This window comes from Kitasatospora sp. NPDC091335 (assembly GCF_044757205.1).
Taxonomy (GTDB): Bacteria; Actinomycetota; Actinomycetes; order Streptomycetales; family Streptomycetaceae; genus Kitasatospora.
In genome coordinates, this window is the sequence record NZ_JBIVUM010000006.1 from 207,988 (window position 1) to 225,190 (window position 17,203).

At 74.2% G+C, this 17,203-nt stretch carries 11 protein-coding genes; 4 read left to right on the forward strand and 7 right to left on the reverse strand.

Annotated features, from left to right (window positions below; genetic code table 11):
* Positions 1-473 precede the first annotated feature (473 nt).
* The 3 genes from ACIQOW_RS16570 to ACIQOW_RS16580 form a co-directional block, all read right to left on the reverse strand.
* On the reverse strand, positions 474-2,033 hold the full coding sequence (locus tag ACIQOW_RS16570) for a hypothetical protein (protein ID WP_401084960.1): 1,560 nt from the start codon (positions 2,031-2,033) through the stop codon (positions 474-476).
* Positions 2,034-2,122: 89 nt separating this feature from the next.
* Positions 2,123-2,932, reverse strand: a complete 810-nt coding sequence (locus ACIQOW_RS16575) for a leucyl/phenylalanyl-tRNA--protein transferase (protein ID WP_401084963.1) — start codon at positions 2,930-2,932, stop codon at positions 2,123-2,125.
* A complete protein-coding gene (locus ACIQOW_RS16580; RefSeq protein ID WP_401084966.1) occupies positions 2,929-6,369 on the reverse strand; it encodes an amino acid adenylation domain-containing protein in 3,441 nt (1,146 codons plus the stop codon). Before ACIQOW_RS16580 ends, ACIQOW_RS16575 begins: the two co-directional genes overlap by 4 nt.
* Before the next feature lie 231 nt (positions 6,370-6,600).
* Between ACIQOW_RS16580 and ACIQOW_RS16585 the strand changes: the two genes are divergently transcribed.
* The gene (locus ACIQOW_RS16585) at positions 6,601-9,822 is read left to right on the forward strand and encodes a putative bifunctional diguanylate cyclase/phosphodiesterase (RefSeq protein ID WP_401084969.1); all 3,222 of its coding nucleotides are present in this window, start codon (positions 6,601-6,603) and stop codon (positions 9,820-9,822) included.
* Positions 9,823-9,894: 72 nt separating this feature from the next.
* Here the strand turns inward: ACIQOW_RS16585 and ACIQOW_RS16590 are convergent, their stop codons facing one another.
* Positions 9,895-10,206 carry an ArsR/SmtB family transcription factor gene (locus ACIQOW_RS16590; RefSeq protein WP_401084971.1) on the reverse strand — a complete coding sequence of 104 codons (312 nt, stop codon included), beginning with the start codon at positions 10,204-10,206 and terminating at the stop codon, positions 9,895-9,897.
* Between the two features lie 246 nt (positions 10,207-10,452).
* Between ACIQOW_RS16590 and ACIQOW_RS16595 the strand changes: the two genes are divergently transcribed.
* The gene (locus ACIQOW_RS16595) at positions 10,453-11,970 is read left to right on the forward strand and encodes an MFS transporter (RefSeq protein ID WP_401085300.1); all 1,518 of its coding nucleotides are present in this window, start codon (positions 10,453-10,455) and stop codon (positions 11,968-11,970) included.
* A 61-nt stretch (positions 11,971-12,031) separates the two neighbouring features.
* Here ACIQOW_RS16595 and ACIQOW_RS16600 read toward each other — a convergent pair whose 3' ends face one another.
* From ACIQOW_RS16600 to ACIQOW_RS16610, 3 genes are all read right to left on the reverse strand, one after another.
* Positions 12,032-13,828 (reverse strand): alpha/beta fold hydrolase, encoded by a 1,797-nt coding sequence (locus tag ACIQOW_RS16600; RefSeq protein WP_401084974.1) that lies wholly within the window; start codon positions 13,826-13,828, stop codon positions 12,032-12,034.
* A 164-nt stretch (positions 13,829-13,992) separates the two neighbouring features.
* Positions 13,993-14,838: a helix-turn-helix domain-containing protein gene (locus ACIQOW_RS16605; protein ID WP_401084977.1), complete on the reverse strand. Its 846-nt coding sequence runs from the start codon at positions 14,836-14,838 to the stop codon at positions 13,993-13,995.
* Positions 14,839-15,018: 180 nt separating this feature from the next.
* Entirely contained in the window at positions 15,019-15,321 is a 303-nt protein-coding gene (locus ACIQOW_RS16610) for a DUF397 domain-containing protein (RefSeq protein WP_401084979.1), read from the reverse strand.
* Here ACIQOW_RS16610 and ACIQOW_RS16615 point away from each other — a divergent pair.
* Together ACIQOW_RS16615 and ACIQOW_RS16620 are read left to right on the forward strand one after the other, a co-directional pair.
* On the forward strand, positions 15,314-16,003 hold the full coding sequence (locus ACIQOW_RS16615) for a CPCC family cysteine-rich protein (protein ID WP_401084982.1): 690 nt from the start codon (positions 15,314-15,316) through the stop codon (positions 16,001-16,003). The two genes, ACIQOW_RS16610 and ACIQOW_RS16615, sit on opposite strands and share 8 nt — an antisense overlap.
* 90 nt (positions 16,004-16,093) lie before the next feature.
* Positions 16,094-17,185 carry a hypothetical protein gene (locus ACIQOW_RS16620; RefSeq protein ID WP_401084984.1) on the forward strand — a complete coding sequence of 364 codons (1,092 nt, stop codon included), beginning with the start codon at positions 16,094-16,096 and terminating at the stop codon, positions 17,183-17,185.
* Positions 17,186-17,203: the final 18 nt, after the last annotated feature.

Consider the following 17,203-nt stretch of genomic DNA (forward strand, 5'->3'; position numbering starts at 1 on the left):
CTGTCGTACACGACCCACCGGCCATGGCCCGCCTCCGGACCGGGCCCGCCGGCAGCGGCTGGTGACCGACTCGGCGAGGGGCCCGAGGGCGTCCCTGTCCCCCTGACCTCGCCGGTCAGGCCCGGACCTGTTCCGCGACACCGCCCACGGGTTCGCCGCCGCCCGGGCCGCCTCGCCGCCACGGCCGCGGCCTTCGCACTCACCGCCCGCGGCGGGCCCGGCGGCTAGACCGCCGGGGGCAGGCCGTTCCGGCGGCGCTGCTCGGCGAACGACATCCGGCCGTGGCCTCAAGTCCCAGCTCGTCCACCACGGTCGGGAGTCTAGGACCCCCCACCGACAGAATCCGCGCCGACGGACTCCGGCCGGTCCGGCCGCCCGGCCACCCGGGAGGCGGCCCGAGGATCCGAGCCCGGCGATGACGAGGGCCCCTCGGTCGGTGAACTCGACCGAGGGGCTCATGTAATGACGAAGGGTCAGCTATCGCTTGGCCGCGGGGCTGGCAGCGTCGCCGAGCCGGCGAGCAGGGGCCACTCCCGGTGGAACGGCGGCAGTGGCAGCCTGCCCTCGATGACCGGGGCGCCGAAGACCTTCAGGTGGGCGAGCAGCGAGCCGTTCAGGTCGACGCCGCCGACCAGTGACCAACTGCCTTGCGCCTGCGGCGGGTTGCCGGAGGAGTCGGCGACCAGCGAGCCTTCGGCCTGGGCGCGCAGATAGGGGGCGACGGTGGTCTCCACGCCGACGGTGTCGTACAGGCCGAGGCTGATCTCGGCGCCGAGCGCCGCCCGTACGCCCGCCTTGCCGTTGAGCCGCACGTGCACCGGGGTGATCTTGGTCTCGGCGCTGGTGACCGGGGTCCAGCCCTTGCCTCCGGTGTAGTCGGCGCGCACCGCCCACGTCCCGGTGGCGTCCTGCTCGGCTTCCAGGTGGACCTGGCCGTCGGCGCTGACCTCCAGGTAGCAGGTGAGGCCGAGGTTGACGACCACCGGCAGGCCCGCGACGGTCAGTACCGGGCTGGCCCGCAACTTTGCGAAGGGGACCCGGACCGGTGCCGCGCCGGTGCTGCGGGCGGCGTCGCCGGTGACCTTCCACTGGGCGTGGGCGCCGAGGTCGAAGCCGATCGAGGCGGTGCGCGGGCTGCTGGCCGCCGCGCCGTGGTAGGCGAAGTGGACGGCCGGGTGGAGCTGGAGCGAGCCGGACGCGTCCAGGCTCGCGCCGTCGGGCAGCGGGACGGGGGCCTTGAGGTCGACCTCCAGGGTGCCGGAGGCGTCGGCCCGCACGCCGTCGCCGGTCAGGCCCGCGGTCGCCTTGAGGTCCTTGACCAGCGGGGTCACCGTGATGCCGTGCGGGTCGACGGGGACGCTGCCGTCGGCCTCGGTGCTGCCGAGGAGTTCGGCCAGGGTGGCCGGACGGGTGGTCAGGGCGAGCGTGTCGCCCGCGCCGGGGCGGACGCCGGTGACGGCGACCAGCGCGCCCTGCGGTGCGGCGGCGGTGGGCGGGCTGGCGATCGGCTGCCCGGGCTGGACGGCGGCAGTCGCCGCCGTGGGGGCGGCGCTCGGGGCAGCACTCGGGACGGCGCTCGGCGAGGCCGGGGCGGTGGCGGCCCGCCCCGCCGCCGACAGCACCGCCGTCCCGCCCGCCGGGTCGTACGCGATCAGCTGGAGGTTCTTCGCCGCCGCCGCGACCGCGCCACCGTCCTTGCCGGGGTTGCCGATCGCGGCCTGCCGGTCCCCGGCGGGCGCGGCGGTGACGGGCACCTTGACGGTGGTCGGACGGCCGCCGGCGGGGCTGCCCGCCTTGGCGCGCGGGGTGCCGCCGGCGGGCTTGGCGACAGCGGCCGGGCTGCCCCCGGCGGCGGTCGCGGCCGGTTCCGCGACGGTGGCGGTGGCGGTGGCGGTGGCGACGGCCGGTACGGCACCGGCCTGGGAGGTACCGGGATCGGCCGGCCCGCACGCGGCGGCCCCGGCGAGGACGAGGGTGAGGGTGAGGGTGAGGGCGGCGGGGCCGACGGCCCTGCCTATGGAACTCTTGAACACGCGGCGTCATGTTACTGACTGGGAATAAGTTTGTCGAAGACAGGCCAAAGATCGGACCGGGCTGGTCCGACCGCAGGTCAGCCCCCAGGTCAGCCCAGGCGCGCCGCCGGCAGCGGCGCCCGCTCCAGCACACCGGTTCCGCCGCCGGACAGCTCCGCGAGGTACCGCGACCGCGCCATCGGCTCGGCGCCCAGGCTCCGTACGTGCGGACCGTCCCACTGGGCGTCGAGCAGCCGCCCGCCCGCCGCGGCGAACCGCGCCCCGAGGTCGGCGACGGCGACCCGGGCGGCGTCCGGGCGGCGGTGGAACATCGAGTCCAGGCTCAGCACCGGCCCGACCGTGACCCCGAACACCCCGCCGACCAGCTCCTCCCCCTCCCACACCTCCCCGCTGTGCGCCGCCCCCAGCTCGTGCAGCCGCAGCATCACCGCCGCCAACTCATCGGTGAGCCACACCGGTTGGCGCCCCTCGGCGCAGGCCTCCAGCACCTGCCCGAAGGCCCGGTCGGCGCTCGTCCACCACGAGGACCGGTTGCGCAGCCGCCGCGCCAGCCGGCTCCCGAGCCGTACGGCGCCGGGGGCGATCACCGGCCGCGGGTCGGGCGACCACCAGGCCAGCGCGTACGGGTCAGCCCCGCCCGGCAGCAGTGCCACCTCGCCCGCCTCGACGGCCTCGCCGTACACCGCCTCGTTGTACGCGCTCGTGTAGACGTCCGCCGCCGGCAGCGGGAACAGCCCGTGCCGGTAGGCCGCCAGCAGTTCCCCGGCACCGGGCGCCCCGCCTGAGCTGCCGGAACAGCCGGAACAGCCGGAACCGAGCGACCCGCCGAAGGCCACCGGTCCTTCCCCCGGCCCGCGTCGCAGGTCCAACGCGTCCAGGGCGGCGCCGAAGGAGCTCACGACGCCGCCCGCAGGAAGCCCTCGCGCTCCAGCCCGGACAGGTAGTGGTCGATCAACCCCGCGTCCACCGGCGGAAGTTCGATCCCGCTCCCGGCCAGCGCCGCGTCCGCGTTCGTCCGCTCGAACAGCGGGAACGTCGGCCGGAAGTACATCTCGCTGATCGACAGTTCCGACCCCGGGGCGCGGTCCACGAACAGCGGGACGAACGGTGCGATCGGGTGCGTCGGGTTCCCCGCGGCGAACCGGATCATCCGCTGCACCCAGTCCCCGTACGGCAGTCGGGCGATCCGGTGCCCGCGGGCCCGCAGCCGCCCGGCGAGGTCGGCGAGGACGCCGGGCCGCGGGGAGGTGAGGTGGTAGGCCTCGCCGGCGGCGGGTGCGTGGGCGGCGATGTGGGCGATGGCCCGGGCGAAGCGGTCGGCCGGGACGAAGTCCAGCAGCAGCTGCACGTCCGGGCTGGTCCCGCTGTCGGCCAGGTAGGCGATCAGCGCGCACAGTTCGGTGCCGGTGTTCATCACCCCGTCCGCCAGGTCCCCGGTGACGTCGTTGGTGCGCAGCACGGTGACCGGCAGCCCGGCGGCCGCCGCGTTGTGCAGCAGCTGCTCGGCGACCCACTTGCTCTCGACGTAGCCGACGCCGAGCCGTTCGGGGTGGGCGAGCGGGGTCCGTTCGGTGACCTTCGGGACGCCGGCCGCGCCGAAGCCGGCCAGCACCGCGAGGGTGGAGAGGTAGTGCACGGGGATGCCCCGGCTGTGCCCGGCGAGCCGGACGACCTCCCGGGTGCCGCCGACGTTGGCCCCCCGCAACTGGTGGTACGGGTAGAGGAAGTTGACCTGTCCGCCGAGGTGGTGGATGGCGTCCAGGTGTTCGGCCATCCAGTGGAACCGGCGGTCCGTCAGCCCCAGTCGCGGCCGGGTGAGGTCGCCGGCCAGCGGCACCACCCGCGGGTCGGCGAGGTCGTGCCGCAGGAAGCGCTGCTGCGCGGCCCGCAGCCGTTCCAGCGCGTGCTCCTCGTCGGGCGCGCGGACCAGGCAGTGGATGCGCGCCCCGGTGGTGGCGAGCAGCGCGTGCAGCAGGTGGGCGCCGCAGAAGCCGGTGGCGCCGGTGAGCAGGATCTCGGCGGGGTCGGCGCGGGAGGGCGCCGGGCTCCAGGACTGCCGGATGCCCTCGGCGAGCCGGGCCTCCGCGAACCAGTCGACGGCGGCCTCGGGCCGTCCGACGCCGGCGGGGGCCTGCGCCCGCGACTTCGCACCCGCCTCCGCACTCGACTCGGCACCCGCCTCCGCGCGCGCCGCCTGCAACGCCCCCGCGAAGGCCCGCAGTACGGGTGCGCGCAGCAGCGCCCGGGTGAGCGTCCGCACCTGCCCGACGTCGATGCCGAACATGATCCGGGCCCTGGCCAGCATCTCCATCGCGAGCAGCGAGGTACCGCCGAGCGCGAAGAAGTCGCCGTCCGGGCCGACGTGTTCGACGCCGAGCAGCTCCGCCCACAGCCGCCCGACGGCCTCCTCCACCGCCCCCGCGCCGGATACCCCGGCTGCCGAGGAAGCGGGCGCCGGAGAAGCGGGTGCCGCCGGACGCACCGGGGCGTGCGGCAGCCGCCGCCGGTCGATCTTCCCCGCGGCCGTGAGCGGCATCGCCTCCAGCGGCACGAACCGCGCCGGCACCAGGTACTCCGGCAGCCGCTCGGCCAGGAACGCCCGGAGCCCCGCCGCACCGTCGGCCGCCCCGGCGGCGGGCGTGTAGTACGCGGTGAGCGTCCGGGTGCCGTCCGCCGCCTGCCCGTCGGCCGCGACCCTGGTCTGCCGGACGTCCGGGTGGGCGGCCAGGACGGCTTCGATCTCGGCCGGGTCCACCCGGTGCCCGCGCACCTTCACCTGGTCGTCGAAGCGCCCCAGGATCTCCAACTGCCCGTCCGCCCGCCAGCGTCCGGCGTCACCGGTGCGGTACATCCGCTCACCGGGCAGCGGCGCGTACGGGTCGGGCAGGAAGGACTCGGCGGTCAGCCCGGCCTGCCGCCAGTAGCCGCGGGCCAGGCCGGGCCCGCCGAGGTGGATCTGCCCCTTCTCCCCGGGCCGGACGGGGCGCAGCCGCGGGTCCAGCACGTGCACCCGCACGCCGGGCAGCGGCCGTCCGATCGGCACCGGCGCGGCGGAGGCGCCGGGACCCCCGCCCAGCAGCTCCGCCGTGACCACGCAGAGCGTCGAGGTGACGGCCGCCTCGGTGACCCCGTACGCGTTGAGCAGCCGCGCGCCGGGCAGCCGTTCCAGGCAGCGCAGGCAGTCGTCGGCGTGCACCGCGTCCCCGCCGACCACGACCAGCCGCAGGCCCCGCGGCCCGGGGCCGCCGGGCGGGAGCAGGTCGAGCAGGTGGTGCCAGTAGGCGGGGGTGAAGTCGGCGACGGCCAGGCCGAGCCCGGGCAGCCGGCCGGCCAGCTCGGTGGGCGCCCAGGTGCCGCCCGCGCTCCCGCCGCCGCCCAGGACGACCGTCGCGCCCGCGAGCAGGGCGCCGAGCACCTGCTCCAGCGCGGTGTCGGAGCCCAGCGCGGCCAGGTTCAGGACGTGTTCGCCGGGGCGCAGCCGGTAGGCGTGGACGATCCGGTCGAGGGTGAACAGCAGTGCGCGGTGGGTGACCGGCACGCCCTTGGGACGGCCGGTCGTGCCGGAGGTGTAGATCAGGTAGGCGAGGTCGTCGGGGAGGGCGCCGTCCTGTCCGAGCAGGTCCGCACCGGGAGGCCCTGGCACGTCCGCACCGGGAGGGCCCGACACGTCCGCGCCGAAAGGCCCCGGCACGTCCGCGCCGGAGGGCCCGGGCGCGGAGACTCGCACCACTCCCGGGAGTTCGTCACCGTCCGCGCCCCCGGCGGAACCCTCCGCGACCAGCACCCGCGCCCCGCAGTCCTCGACCAGCCGGGCCAGCCGCCGCCGCGGGTGCGCCGGGTCCAGCGGCAGGAAGGCCCCGCCGGCCTTGAGCACCGCCAGCCAGGCGGTCACCAGCCCCGCCCCGCGCTCCAGGCAGACCGGCACCACCTGTTCGGGACCGACCCCGTGCGCCCGCAGCGCGGCGGCCAACCGGTCGCTGCGCAGGTCGAGTTCGCGGTAGCTCAGGGTGGCGTCCTCGGCGAGGACGGCGACCGCCTCCGGGTCGTGCGCCGCCCGCGCGCGGAACAGCCCGTGCACCGTGTCCGCGAATCCGGCCGCCTCCCGCCGGACGGGGGTGCCGCCGGCGAAGCCCAGCCCGGCCGGGCGCCACGCGCGTTCCACCCACTCCCGGCAGTCGGCCGGGCCGGCCGGCCCGTGGACCTGCTGCCAGCCGGCCGGAACGGTCAGGCCACCGGGCCAGATCGCATACTGACCGTGGCCGTTGCGGACCACGGCGTGACGCCCGGAGTTCACATCCGTCCGTACGCCCTGTGCGCTGTCTGCTGCGTCGTCCACCGGCTTGACCTCGTGCTGTGGCGGCAGAATGCTGGGGAGTGCGACATTTCCGACTATACGCACTCCTGCCTTGTCGAGGACGTCCGGTCGCACCCCCACCGGACGCCTCGCTGCTGCGCGAAAGCGCCCATCCGTCCCACCGGGCCGGCTCCGTACCCTCCGGCCCGTCCCGCCCTCGCCCGAACTCCCCCGCCCGACCGGTGGGGTGATGTCGCGGAGGAGGTAGCTTCGTTGACTCGCCGGCGACACCGCCTGATGGTCCTTTACCTGCTCTGGATGGTGCTGTTCACCGGCATCTACTACGCGAATCCGGGCCAGCGGATCATCTGGTGGACGGGCATCGGCCTGGGCGGCGTCGTCGCCATCGTGGCCGGCGTCCGGCTCAACCGCCCCGCCCACGCGCGGTTCTGGTACGTGCTGGCGCTCGCCAACCTCAGCTTCACCGTGGGTGAGGTGGTACAGGCCGTCCAACTGGACATCCTGCACCTGCCCAACCCCTTCCCCTCCGTCGCGGACGGCTTCTACCTCGCCGAGTACGTGCTGTACGCGGTCGGCGTGCTGGGCTTCATCCGCTGGCGCACGGCCCGTCAGGACCTCGCCGGGCTGCTCGACGCCCTCATCCCCACCATCGGGATCGCCCTGCTCGCCTGGATCTACCTGATCCTCCCGTACGCCAGGAACCCGGACCTCGACTGGTTCCAGAAGGCCGTCTCGATCGCCTACCCGCTGGGCGATGTGGTCGTGCTCGCCCTGCTGCTGCGCCTGCTGACCCCGCGCGGCGGCAACTCCCGCTCGCTGCAACTGCTCGCCGTCGGCTCGCTCGGCATCCTGGTCTCCGACGTGCTGTACGGGCTGATCCAGCTGCACGGCACCTGGCACATCGGCACGCCGGTCGAACTCGGCTGGGCCGCCTTCTACACCGCCTGGGGCGCGGCCGCGCTGCACCCGTCGATGGTCGAGCTGACCCGGCCGGTGCCCACCCAGCAGCCGGACCTGGGCACCGCCCGGCTGGTGCTGCTCACCCTCGCCTCGCTCATCGCGCCCGCCATCCTGATCATCGAGGCACTGGCCGGCAACACCAGCAACGCGGGCGTGATCGGCGCCTTCTCCGCGCTGCTCTACCTGCTGGTGCTGGCCCGGCTGGCGGTGGTCGTCTCCGCCCGCAGGCAGGCCGTGGCGCGCGAACGGGCGCTGCGCGAGGCGGGCGCCCGGCTGACCGCGGCCGTCACGGTGGAGGAGGTCGCGAACGCCGTCCAGTCCGCCGCCTCCACCCTGATGCCGACCGAGCCCGGGCACGTCGCCCTGCTCACGGTGGCCGGGGACGGCGTGCTGCACGTCCGGCATGCCGGGAGCGGCGCCGCGCCGCACGCACCCGGGGACGCCGCGCGCTCCGACGAGGTGCTGGCCCTCGCCACCGCCAGAAGGACGCTGCTGCTGCCCGTCGCGTCCCTCGGCCCGAGCCCCGGGCGCGACCCCCTGGACCCCGGGCGCGACCTGCCGGGCCCCGGCCGCGACCGCCCGGGCCCCGAGGGCGAGCGGCGCACCCGCCTCGGCGGCATGCCGTACGCCCTGGTCTGCCCGCTCACCCTCGCCGAGCGCCCCTCGGGCGACCCGCTGATCGGCGCGCTGATCGTCACCGGCACCGAGCAGGAGCTGATCAGCCTCTGGGGCTCGCTGGAGATCCTCGCCGGGCAGGCGGCCCTCGCCGTCGAGCGGGTGGTGCTGAGCCAGGAGGTCGCCCGCCGCGACAGCGAGCTGTACTTCCGCACCCTGGTGCAGAACTCCAGCGACGTCATCCTGATCCTCGACGCCGACGACGGCGTGCGCTACGCCTCCCCCTCCGCCGAGACGGTGCTCGGCCACCCCGGCCTGGCGGGCACCCTGCTGACCGACCTCGTCCCGCCCGAGGACAGCCGGGAGGTCGGCAAGGCGCTGGCCCGGATGCGCGGGGCCGCCGACCAGCCCAGGAGCGAGCAGCCCCGCGAGCACTGGCGGCTGCTGCGGCAGGACCACACCCCGATCGAGGTCGAGGTCCGCTTCAACGACCTGCGCGCCGACCCGACCGTCGGCGCCCTGGTGCTCACCCTGCGCGACGTGACCGAGCAGCGGCAGATGGAGCGCGAGCTGACCCACCGGGCCTTCCACGACTCGCTGACCGGCCTGGCCAACCGGGTGCTGTTCCAGGACCGGGTCGGGCACGCGCTCTCCCGGGGCGAGCGCAGCGGGGCCGTCACCGGGGTGCTCTTCATCGACCTGGACGACTTCAAGGTGGTCAACGACACCCAGGGCCACGCGGTCGGCGACGAACTGCTGGTCGCCGTCTCGCTGCGGATCTCCACCGCGCTGCGCGCCTCGGACACCGCCGCCAGGCTCGGCGGCGACGAGTTCGCCGTCCTGGTGGAGGACGCGCGGCGGCCCTCCGACGTGGACACCATCGCGGCCGGCGTGCTGGCGGTGTTCGCCGAACCGTTCCGGCTCAAGGCGGGCGCGGTGCGGGTGACCGCCAGCATCGGCGTGGCGACCACCGAGGACAGCGTGGACGCGGCCGAGCTGCTCACCCACGCCGACCTCGCGCTCTACTCCGCCAAGGCGGCCGGCCGCCGCCAGTGGTGCCACTACCGGCCGGCCCTCCAGACCGGGATGGTGGAGCGGCACGAGCTGAACGAGCACCTGGACTCGGCGATCGCGGAATCGGCCTTCCAGCTGTACTACCAGCCGATCGTCGACCTTCGCTCGGGCGACCTGGTCGCCTTCGAGGCGCTGGTCCGCTGGCCGCACGACCGGCGCGGCATGGTGCTGCCCGACGAGTTCATCGCCCTCGCCGAGGAGAGCGGCCAGATCGTCCCGCTGGGCGCCTGGGTGCTGGAGCGCGCCGCCCAGGAGGTCGCCGCCTGGCACGCCGCAAGCTCGGCGCTCCGTACCGCCGCCGGCCGGCCGCCGCTGCGGGTGAACGTCAACGTCTCGGCCCGCCAGTTCCGCGACGCGGGCTTCGTGGAGGTGGTCCGCCAGGCACTGGCCACCTCCGGCATCGACCCGCACACCCTCGTCCTGGAGCTCACCGAGTCCGTGCTGATGCGCCGCGACGACCGCATCCACGCCGACATGGCCACCCTGTCCGGCCTCGGCGTCGGCATCGCCATCGACGACTTCGGCACCGGCTACTCGTCGCTGTCCTACCTGCGCGAGTTCCCGATCTCGCTGCTCAAGATCGACAAGTCCTTCATCGACGGCCTCGGCCACTCGCCCCAGCAGTACGCCCTGGTCGAGGGCATCACCCGGATCGCCGACACCCTCGGTGTCCAGGTCATCGCGGAGGGCATCGAGCACCCGGAGCAGCGGAACCTGCTCGCCGCGATGGGCTGCCCGCTCGGCCAGGGCTACCTCTTCGCCCACCCCATGGACTCGGCGCAGGCGCGCGCCCTGGTCCGCAAGACGGCCTACGAACCCGCCTGAGGGCGGGCCCGGGTGGGCCGGGCCCACGCAGCAACGGCCCACGCGGACGGACCCACCCGGGCTTCCGGACGCTCAGGAGTCCGTGCGGAGCAGGTCGAGCAGCCCAGGGAATCGCCGGTCGAGCTCCTCGCGGCGCAGCGTGGCCGCACGGCTGTTGCCCCGGTCGACCTGGCGGATCAGTCCGGCCTCACGCATCACCCGGAAGTGGTGGGTGAGCGTGGACTTGGAGACCGGCAGGTCGAAGGAGGCGCAGGTGCGCGCCGCCCCCTCGGCCTCCCGCAGCAGGGCGGAGATCACCCCGTAGCGCAGCGGATCGGCGAGCGCGTTGAGCACGGTCCGCAGGTCCATCTCCTCGGTCGAGGGGTGGCCTTCCGGGTCGGGCATCGGATCCTCCATCCTCGGGCGTCCTCAGGTATGGGTTGCATCGTACCTCGGTCGCATGCCACCGTGAGGTTCGATCAAATCCTTACCTGGCCGTCGGGACCGACGGCCGGTCCGAGCCTGGAGTCACGCCCCTTGCGTACGCAGAGCCTGCCCTCCGCCGTACCCGCGACCCGCCCCGCACCACGGCCACAGCCCGGGCTCGCCCTGACGCTGGCGTCCGTCCTCCTCGCGGTGTTCGTCGTCCCGATGTCCATCTCCGGCACCGCCGTCGCCCTCCCCCGGATCGGCGCCGGCACCCACGCCGGCCTGGCCCCGCTCCAGTGGGTGGTCAACGCCTTCAACGTGGCCTTCGCCTGCTTCACCCTGGTCTGGGGCTCCGTCGCCGACGTCGTCGGCCGGGTCAGGGCCTTCGCGGCCGGCGTCGCCCTCTACGCCCTCGGCTCGCTGGCCGGCGCCGTGGCCCCCGGCGTGCTCTGGCTGGACGCCGCCCGCGCCCTCACCGGCATCGGCGGCGCCGCGATCTTCTCCTGCGGCGCCGCGATCCTCTCCACCGCCTTCGACGGCCCGGCCCGCGCCAGGGCCTTCGCGCTGTTCGGCACCGTCGCCGGCGTCGGCGTCGCCGTCGGCCCGACCCTGTCCGGTGTGCTGGTGCAGGGGCTCGGCTGGCGCTGGGTGTTCGCGGCACACGCCGTCGCCGTCGCGCTCGTCCTGCCCGCGCTGCGCACGATCTCCCGTACGGTGCCGGCACCGCCCGCCCCGTCCTCGGGGACGGCCAGGACCGGCCGCGGGCGGATCGACGTCCCCGGCAGCGCGCTGTTCGTGCTCGCCATGGTGCTGCTCACCACCGCCATCGTGCAGGGCTCCCAGTGGGGTTGGGGCAGCTCGGCGGTGCTCGGCCTGTTCTTCGGCGCGGCGCTCGTGCTGGCCGTCTTCGCCGTCGTCGAGCGCCGCACCGCCCACCCGATGCTGGACCTCGGCGTGCTGCGCGACCGCCGCTTCGTCGGCCTCTGCCTGGTGCCGGTGGCCGCCTCCTTCGGCTTCGTCACCGTGCTCACCTACCTGCCGAGCTACCTGACCGCCGTCACCGGCCGCGGCACCGGCGCCGCCGGGCTGCTGATGCTGCTGCTCACCGCGCCGGTGCTGGCGCTCCCGATGCTCGCCGCCCGGCTGGTCACCCGGGGCGTGCCCGCGCTCACCCTGATCCGCCTCAGCCTGGTCTGCCTGGTGGCCGGCGACCTCGCCCTCACCCTGCTCTCCCCCTCCGCCACCGTCCTGCTGCTCGCCGCCCCGATGCTGGTCACCGGCGCCGGGATGGGCCTGTCGGCCGGCCTGGTCGACGGGCAGGCCCTGGCACTGGCCGACCCGGCCAAGGCGGGCATGGCGGCGGGCTTCCTCAACACCCTGCGCCTGGGCAGCGAGGCCGTCGCCGTGGCGGTCTACGGCTCCGCGCTGGCCACCGTGCTCGGCGGCCGGATCGCCGACGGCATCGGCGCGCACCCGGGCGCCGCCGGCGGGGCCGCCCGGACCGCCGAGGCCACCGATGTCGCCGCGGTCACCGACCGGGCGGCCGGCGGGGACTTCGCGGGCGCCGCCGAACTGTCCGGCGCCACCGACCGGCACGCCTTCACGGACTTCCTCGCGCACGCCTACGACTCGGCCTTCCACTCCGTGCTGTGGGGCCTCGCGGTGGCCGGCGCGGTGCTGTCGGTCGTCATCGCGCTCCTGCTGCGCGACGGCGGGCGGCCGCGCCAGGACGGGGCCTGAGCGGCGCCGGTGGACGGCCCGCCGCAGAGCCGCTGCGGCGGGCCGTCCTGCCTCCCGGGGATCAGCCGAGCGGCAGCTCCAGGACGGCTTCGCCGTCGTTCGGCGAGCTGACGGTGGTGGTGGTGACGACGGTGACCGCGTTCGCGGTCGAGTACAGCGGGTCGCGGCTGTTGACGACCAGCGCCAGCCGGTGCCCTGCGGACAGGTCGTAGGAGGTGGGCTGGAGCCGCCAGCTGACGGCGGCGTCGGTGTCCGGGGTCAGGTTGTCGGCGGTGTAGGGCTCGTGGGTGATGATCCGCGCGCTGCCGTCCGGTGCGACGTCGTACAGGTACGCCACCAGCACGGCGGTGTCGGTGGTGCTGCGCACGGTGAGCCGTACGGTGGCGGCGCCCCGGATGCGCCGGGCGACGGCGCCCGAGCCGGTGAGCGCGTCGGTCTCCCAGACCAGCAGCCGGGAGGGATCGAACGTCGCCCGGTCGTAGGGCTTGGGGTTGCCGAACCACTCCTTCTGCCCGGTCTTGAGCAGCTCGCCCGCGTCGGCCTCGGTCAGGCTTCCCGCGAGGAACTCCCGCGACCAGCCCGTGGCCGGCTTGTCGGTCAGCTCGCCCTCGCCGGTGAGGTGCCAGGTCTCGCCGTCCGTGGTGACCTCGTCCCACGACGCGTACGACTCGCGGCGGGCCGGGACGGTGATCCGCTTGGTGCCGATGATGGTGCCGGTGGTCTCGTAGGTGAACATGGACTGGTTGACCACCTGGGGCCAGCCCGGCACGTCGTTGTCCTGGCCGAGCAGGTGGTGGTCCAGCCAGGCGAAGGCCTCCTGGATCGGCACCGCCAGCCCGGGGAACGGGATTCCGGGCACCAGGCCGGCCAGACCGGGGCCCTCGGGGGCGCCGTGGTCGCCGATCCACAGGTTCAGGTGCTTCGGCACGGTGAGCGCCGTGAACGTGTCGATCACCGGGGCGACCGGGAACAGGGTCTCGTGCCAGGTGTTCGAGATGAACGTCGGGATGCCGCGTTCGTTGGTCCTGTCCACGTAGGTCTGCGGGGAGCGCTCGGTGCCCCAGGCGACGACCTTGTCGAGGTTCCGGCCGGCCGCGAAGTCGTCGAGGACGTCCAGGGTCTCCTGGTCGAACTTCTCCTCCCGCGGGCCGCCGGTGAAGGCGATCAGCGCCTCCACCGCCTTCACGTGCCGGGTGCCGTTGTCGTAGAGGCTGGTGGCCAGGTTGCCCCAGGTACTCAGGGCGACGACCGCGGAGACCCGGGCCTTCTCGTCGTGGGCGGCGACCAGCTGGCTGATCCCGGAACCGTAGGACTCGCCGAGGAAGCCGACCTTGCCGGGGCCGAAGTGCCGCTCCGCGAAGTCGATCACCTTCTCACCGTCGGCCCAGTCCTTCTTGCCGCCGACGTCGATGAAGCCCTGCGAGGTGGACACCCAGCCCTTGATGCCGATACCGCGCGGGGTGTACGCGAGGACGTGGTACCCCTTCCGTGCCAGCGTGAGGTACAGGTACAGGAACGGCAGCCAGCCGTACGGGTTCCAGCCCGCCGGCACGATCACGACCGGGTGCGGATTGCCGTCGCGCAGCTTGATGGCCAGCCCGGACAGCCGGACGCCGCCGGCGCCCTCGATCCCGGACAGCTCGGTCACGGCCTTCTCCCGCACCTCGCCGACCAGCTCCGCCAGCGCCGGCGGCAGCTGCACCCCCGACTCGCCCCGGAGAGCCGCGAGCAAGGCCTCGGCCACCCCGACCACGGACGCACTGGGGATCAGACCGTCGCCCCAGATGCCGTTGGTGGCGATGTCGGTGAGCGTGGCCTCGGTGATCGCCGGGATCGGCTCTCCACTGATACTCGTCATGTGAACCACCCTTTTCCGTGACGGATACTGACCGCATCCTGATCACGGCAGGGGTCATGCCAAACTGACCGCTCGTCAGATTCATCAGTATGGGCGGCGTTCTCTGTCAAGTTCCATAATGAAAAGATGAGTTGTGCTATCGGTTCACCGAGAACCGGGCACCCTCACCTCCCCGCGAGCGCATCGACCGCCGAGCCGACCAGTGCCCGGGCCCGGTCCCCGTACACGGCCATGGCGGACAACTTCTCGAAGGCGTCCAGGTAGTGGGCGATCTCGCGGGGCCTGGTCACGGTCAGGCTGGCCGTGAGGGTCTCCACCTCGACCCTGCCGCCGTCGTAGACGCTGAACGTCTCCAGCGGCCACACCTCCCGTTCCGCACCGGCCGGGATGACCCCCAGCGAGACGGCGGGCAGCGAGGTCGCGGCCAGCAGGTCCACGAGCTGCCCGCGCATCGTCCCGGCGTCGCCGACCCGGTGGCGCAGCACCGACTCCTCCATCAGCAGCGCGAACCGCTGCCTGCCCTCCCTGACGATGCGCGACCGCGCGAGCCGGGCGTCGACCGCCTCGGCGACGTCGTCGGGCGTGCCGTGGAAGCGGGTGATGGCGGACAGCAGCGCCGTCGCGTACGCGCGGCTCTGGAGGAATCCGGGGACGAGCGTGGAGCTGTAGACCCGGAAGACCTCGGTGCGCTCGAACAGCGGCACGTACGAGTTCTGCAACCGCGTGAGCCCGGTGCGCTGGAGACGCCGCCACTCCACGTACATCGACTCGGCGGACCGCGTCGCGGCGATGAGGTCGGCGGACTGCTCCTCCGCGCCGCAGAGCCGGCACCAGGTGCGGATGTCCTCGTCGGACGGGGAGGTCAGCGCGTTGATGATCCTGGAGGACTTGGAGGGGTGCCAGCCGGCCCGGAGGGCCAGCTCGCGCCCGTTGATTCCGGCGTCGCGGCACAACTCCCGGAGCCGGGAGGCGACTTCCTTCCGGGCCGCTTCCGCACTGCTGGACGGCATGACTGAGGGCATGGTTCACCTGCCTGGGAGCGTCGGGGTGGACTGCCGGAGAGCCTAGCCACACCCCGGCCCCATCACCGAGCCGATTGCATCTACGTGCAGAGGAGTTGGGCCCGGTGTCGCCGCCGCACGAGGCGCCGGCCGGCCCGACGAGTCGGACCGGCCGCCTCGCCGTCGTGCTCAGACCTCGGCGCCGGCGGCGAACGTCACGAACGCCTCCCAGGCCGTGGGCGAGAACGCGAGGTGGGGTCCGCTCTTGTCCTTGGAGTCGCGGACGAGGACGGCGGTGGTCGTCTCGGCGACCTCGACGCACTGGCTGCCCTCGTTGGTGCTGTGGCTGCTCCTGAACCAGCTGAGTTCGCTGCTCGCTTCTCCCCCTCGACGCGGGATGGCGCGGACCTTTCGACGGTACGCCGCCCGCCCGCGCCCGGAAACCGGTTCGCCGTCACCCGGGCCGGCGGGCCAGACTGCCGGGATGGACACCCGCCGACCCTGCCCCTGCTGCGGCCACCTCGTCTTCGACGTCCGGGACGGCTGGCCCGGCTCGTTCGTCGTCTGCCCGGTCTGCCACTGGGAGGACGACCCCTCACAGCTGCGCTGGCCGCTCAGGCCGGACGGTGCCAACAGCGTCCCGCTGGTCGAGGCCCAGCGGAACGTCCGGGAGTACGGCGCCTGCGACCAGCGCGGCCGCCGCTTCGTCCGCCCGGCGACGCCCGACGAGCCGCTCGACCCCGCCTGGCGGCCCGTCGACCTGGCCGTGGACGTCTTCGAGGACTGGCGGGACGCGGTGCGGCGCCCCTGGCCCGAGGACCGATCCGTGCTGTGCTGGTGGCTCCCGGCCTTCTGGGACAACACCGAGGACGAAGGCCTGCCACCGGTCCCCGACCCCCTCACCATCGACGTCGGCTCCGTCCGCGACGAGAGCGGCCTCCACGCCGTCCTGAAGCGCGAACTGCGGTTCCCGGCGTTCTACGGCATGAACTGGGCGGCGTTCCGGGACTCGATCACCGGCCTGGTCCCGATGCCGGGGGAGCTGCGCTTCGTCCACTGGGCCGAGTTGGAGCACCACGCCCCGCACGCGGCGGCGGCGCTCCGCGAGCAGCTGGCCCGATTCGCGACGCCCGACCGGGACTTCACCGTCCGCTACGACTCCGACGACCGGTAGCCGCGGACACGGCCTCGGCACGGGCACGGTGACGATCTCGTTGCGGAATCGGTCTGTCGGCCGCCATCCCCACCCGGCACAATCACCGGTATGACGACCACCGCCGGCTCGCCTCCCACGCGCAACACGCCGGTCGCCCTCGCCCGCGGCTTCCTGACGGGCGGCGTGACCGGAGGATCGCTCGCCGCGATGGTCGTCGGCGTCGTCGTCGAGAACGCGCCGCTGTTCATCGCCGGGCTGGCCCTTCCCTTCGCCTACGGCGGGCTGCTGTACCTCGCCGGCATGCCGCGAAGGGCCCGGGAGGCGGCCCTCGTGCCGCGGACGGCGCTGGCGATGATCGAGAGCCGGGACGTCCCCCAGAGCGAGATGACCGACCGGCCGGTGCGGTTCGACCTCACCGTCGCGCCGGACGACGGGCCCGCGTTCCGGGTGGAGTTCACCCAGGACATCAACGTCGCCGACCTCCCCGACTACCGGCCGGGCGGCGTCGTGGTCGTCCGCTACCCGCCGGACAGCCCGGTGAAGGTGCGGATCGTGAAGCGGCCGATTCCCGAGTGGGAGGAGCGGGCGGCCGGCGCGCGGCTGGACTCGGCACCCGAGTCGACCAGGCTGAGCAAACCGCCCGACGGCTGTGCCGTCGGCTTCCTCGGGTTCGTCGGGCTGCTGCTCGCCGCGGCGGCCGTGGTCTTCCTGTTCCGCGTGGACCTGTTCGAGGACAAGGCCACCGAGCCGCCGTCCTCGTCGGCACCGCCCTCGGTCTCCTCGACCTCGTCGACCAGGGTGGTGACGGGAGGGTCCGGCACCGTCGAGCTCGGCCCCGGGCAGTCGTTCCTCACCGAGGGCGAACTGCGCGAGGACATCGACTCGGTGACCCGGCACGGTGAGCAGAACCTGGCGACCAACCTCGTCGTGCAGGACCGCCTGCTGCTGGTGACCTTCGTCTCGGACGACACGAAGGCCCAGGCGTTCCCGGTGTCGGCGCTCCCCTACGAACGCTTCCCCGCCCTGGTCGAGGAGGCGAGGAGCGGCCTCGGCGGCCGGAGCGCGCAGAGCTGGAACATCGTCGTCTCCCGGCTCGGCGGGGCCGTCACCATCGTGGTCAGCGTGACCGGGCCCGAGGGCTCCGCCGTGCTCCAGGCGGACGACCAGGGCCGGGTGCTTCGGCGCACCGCGGCGCACTGACCCCACCGAACGAGGAAC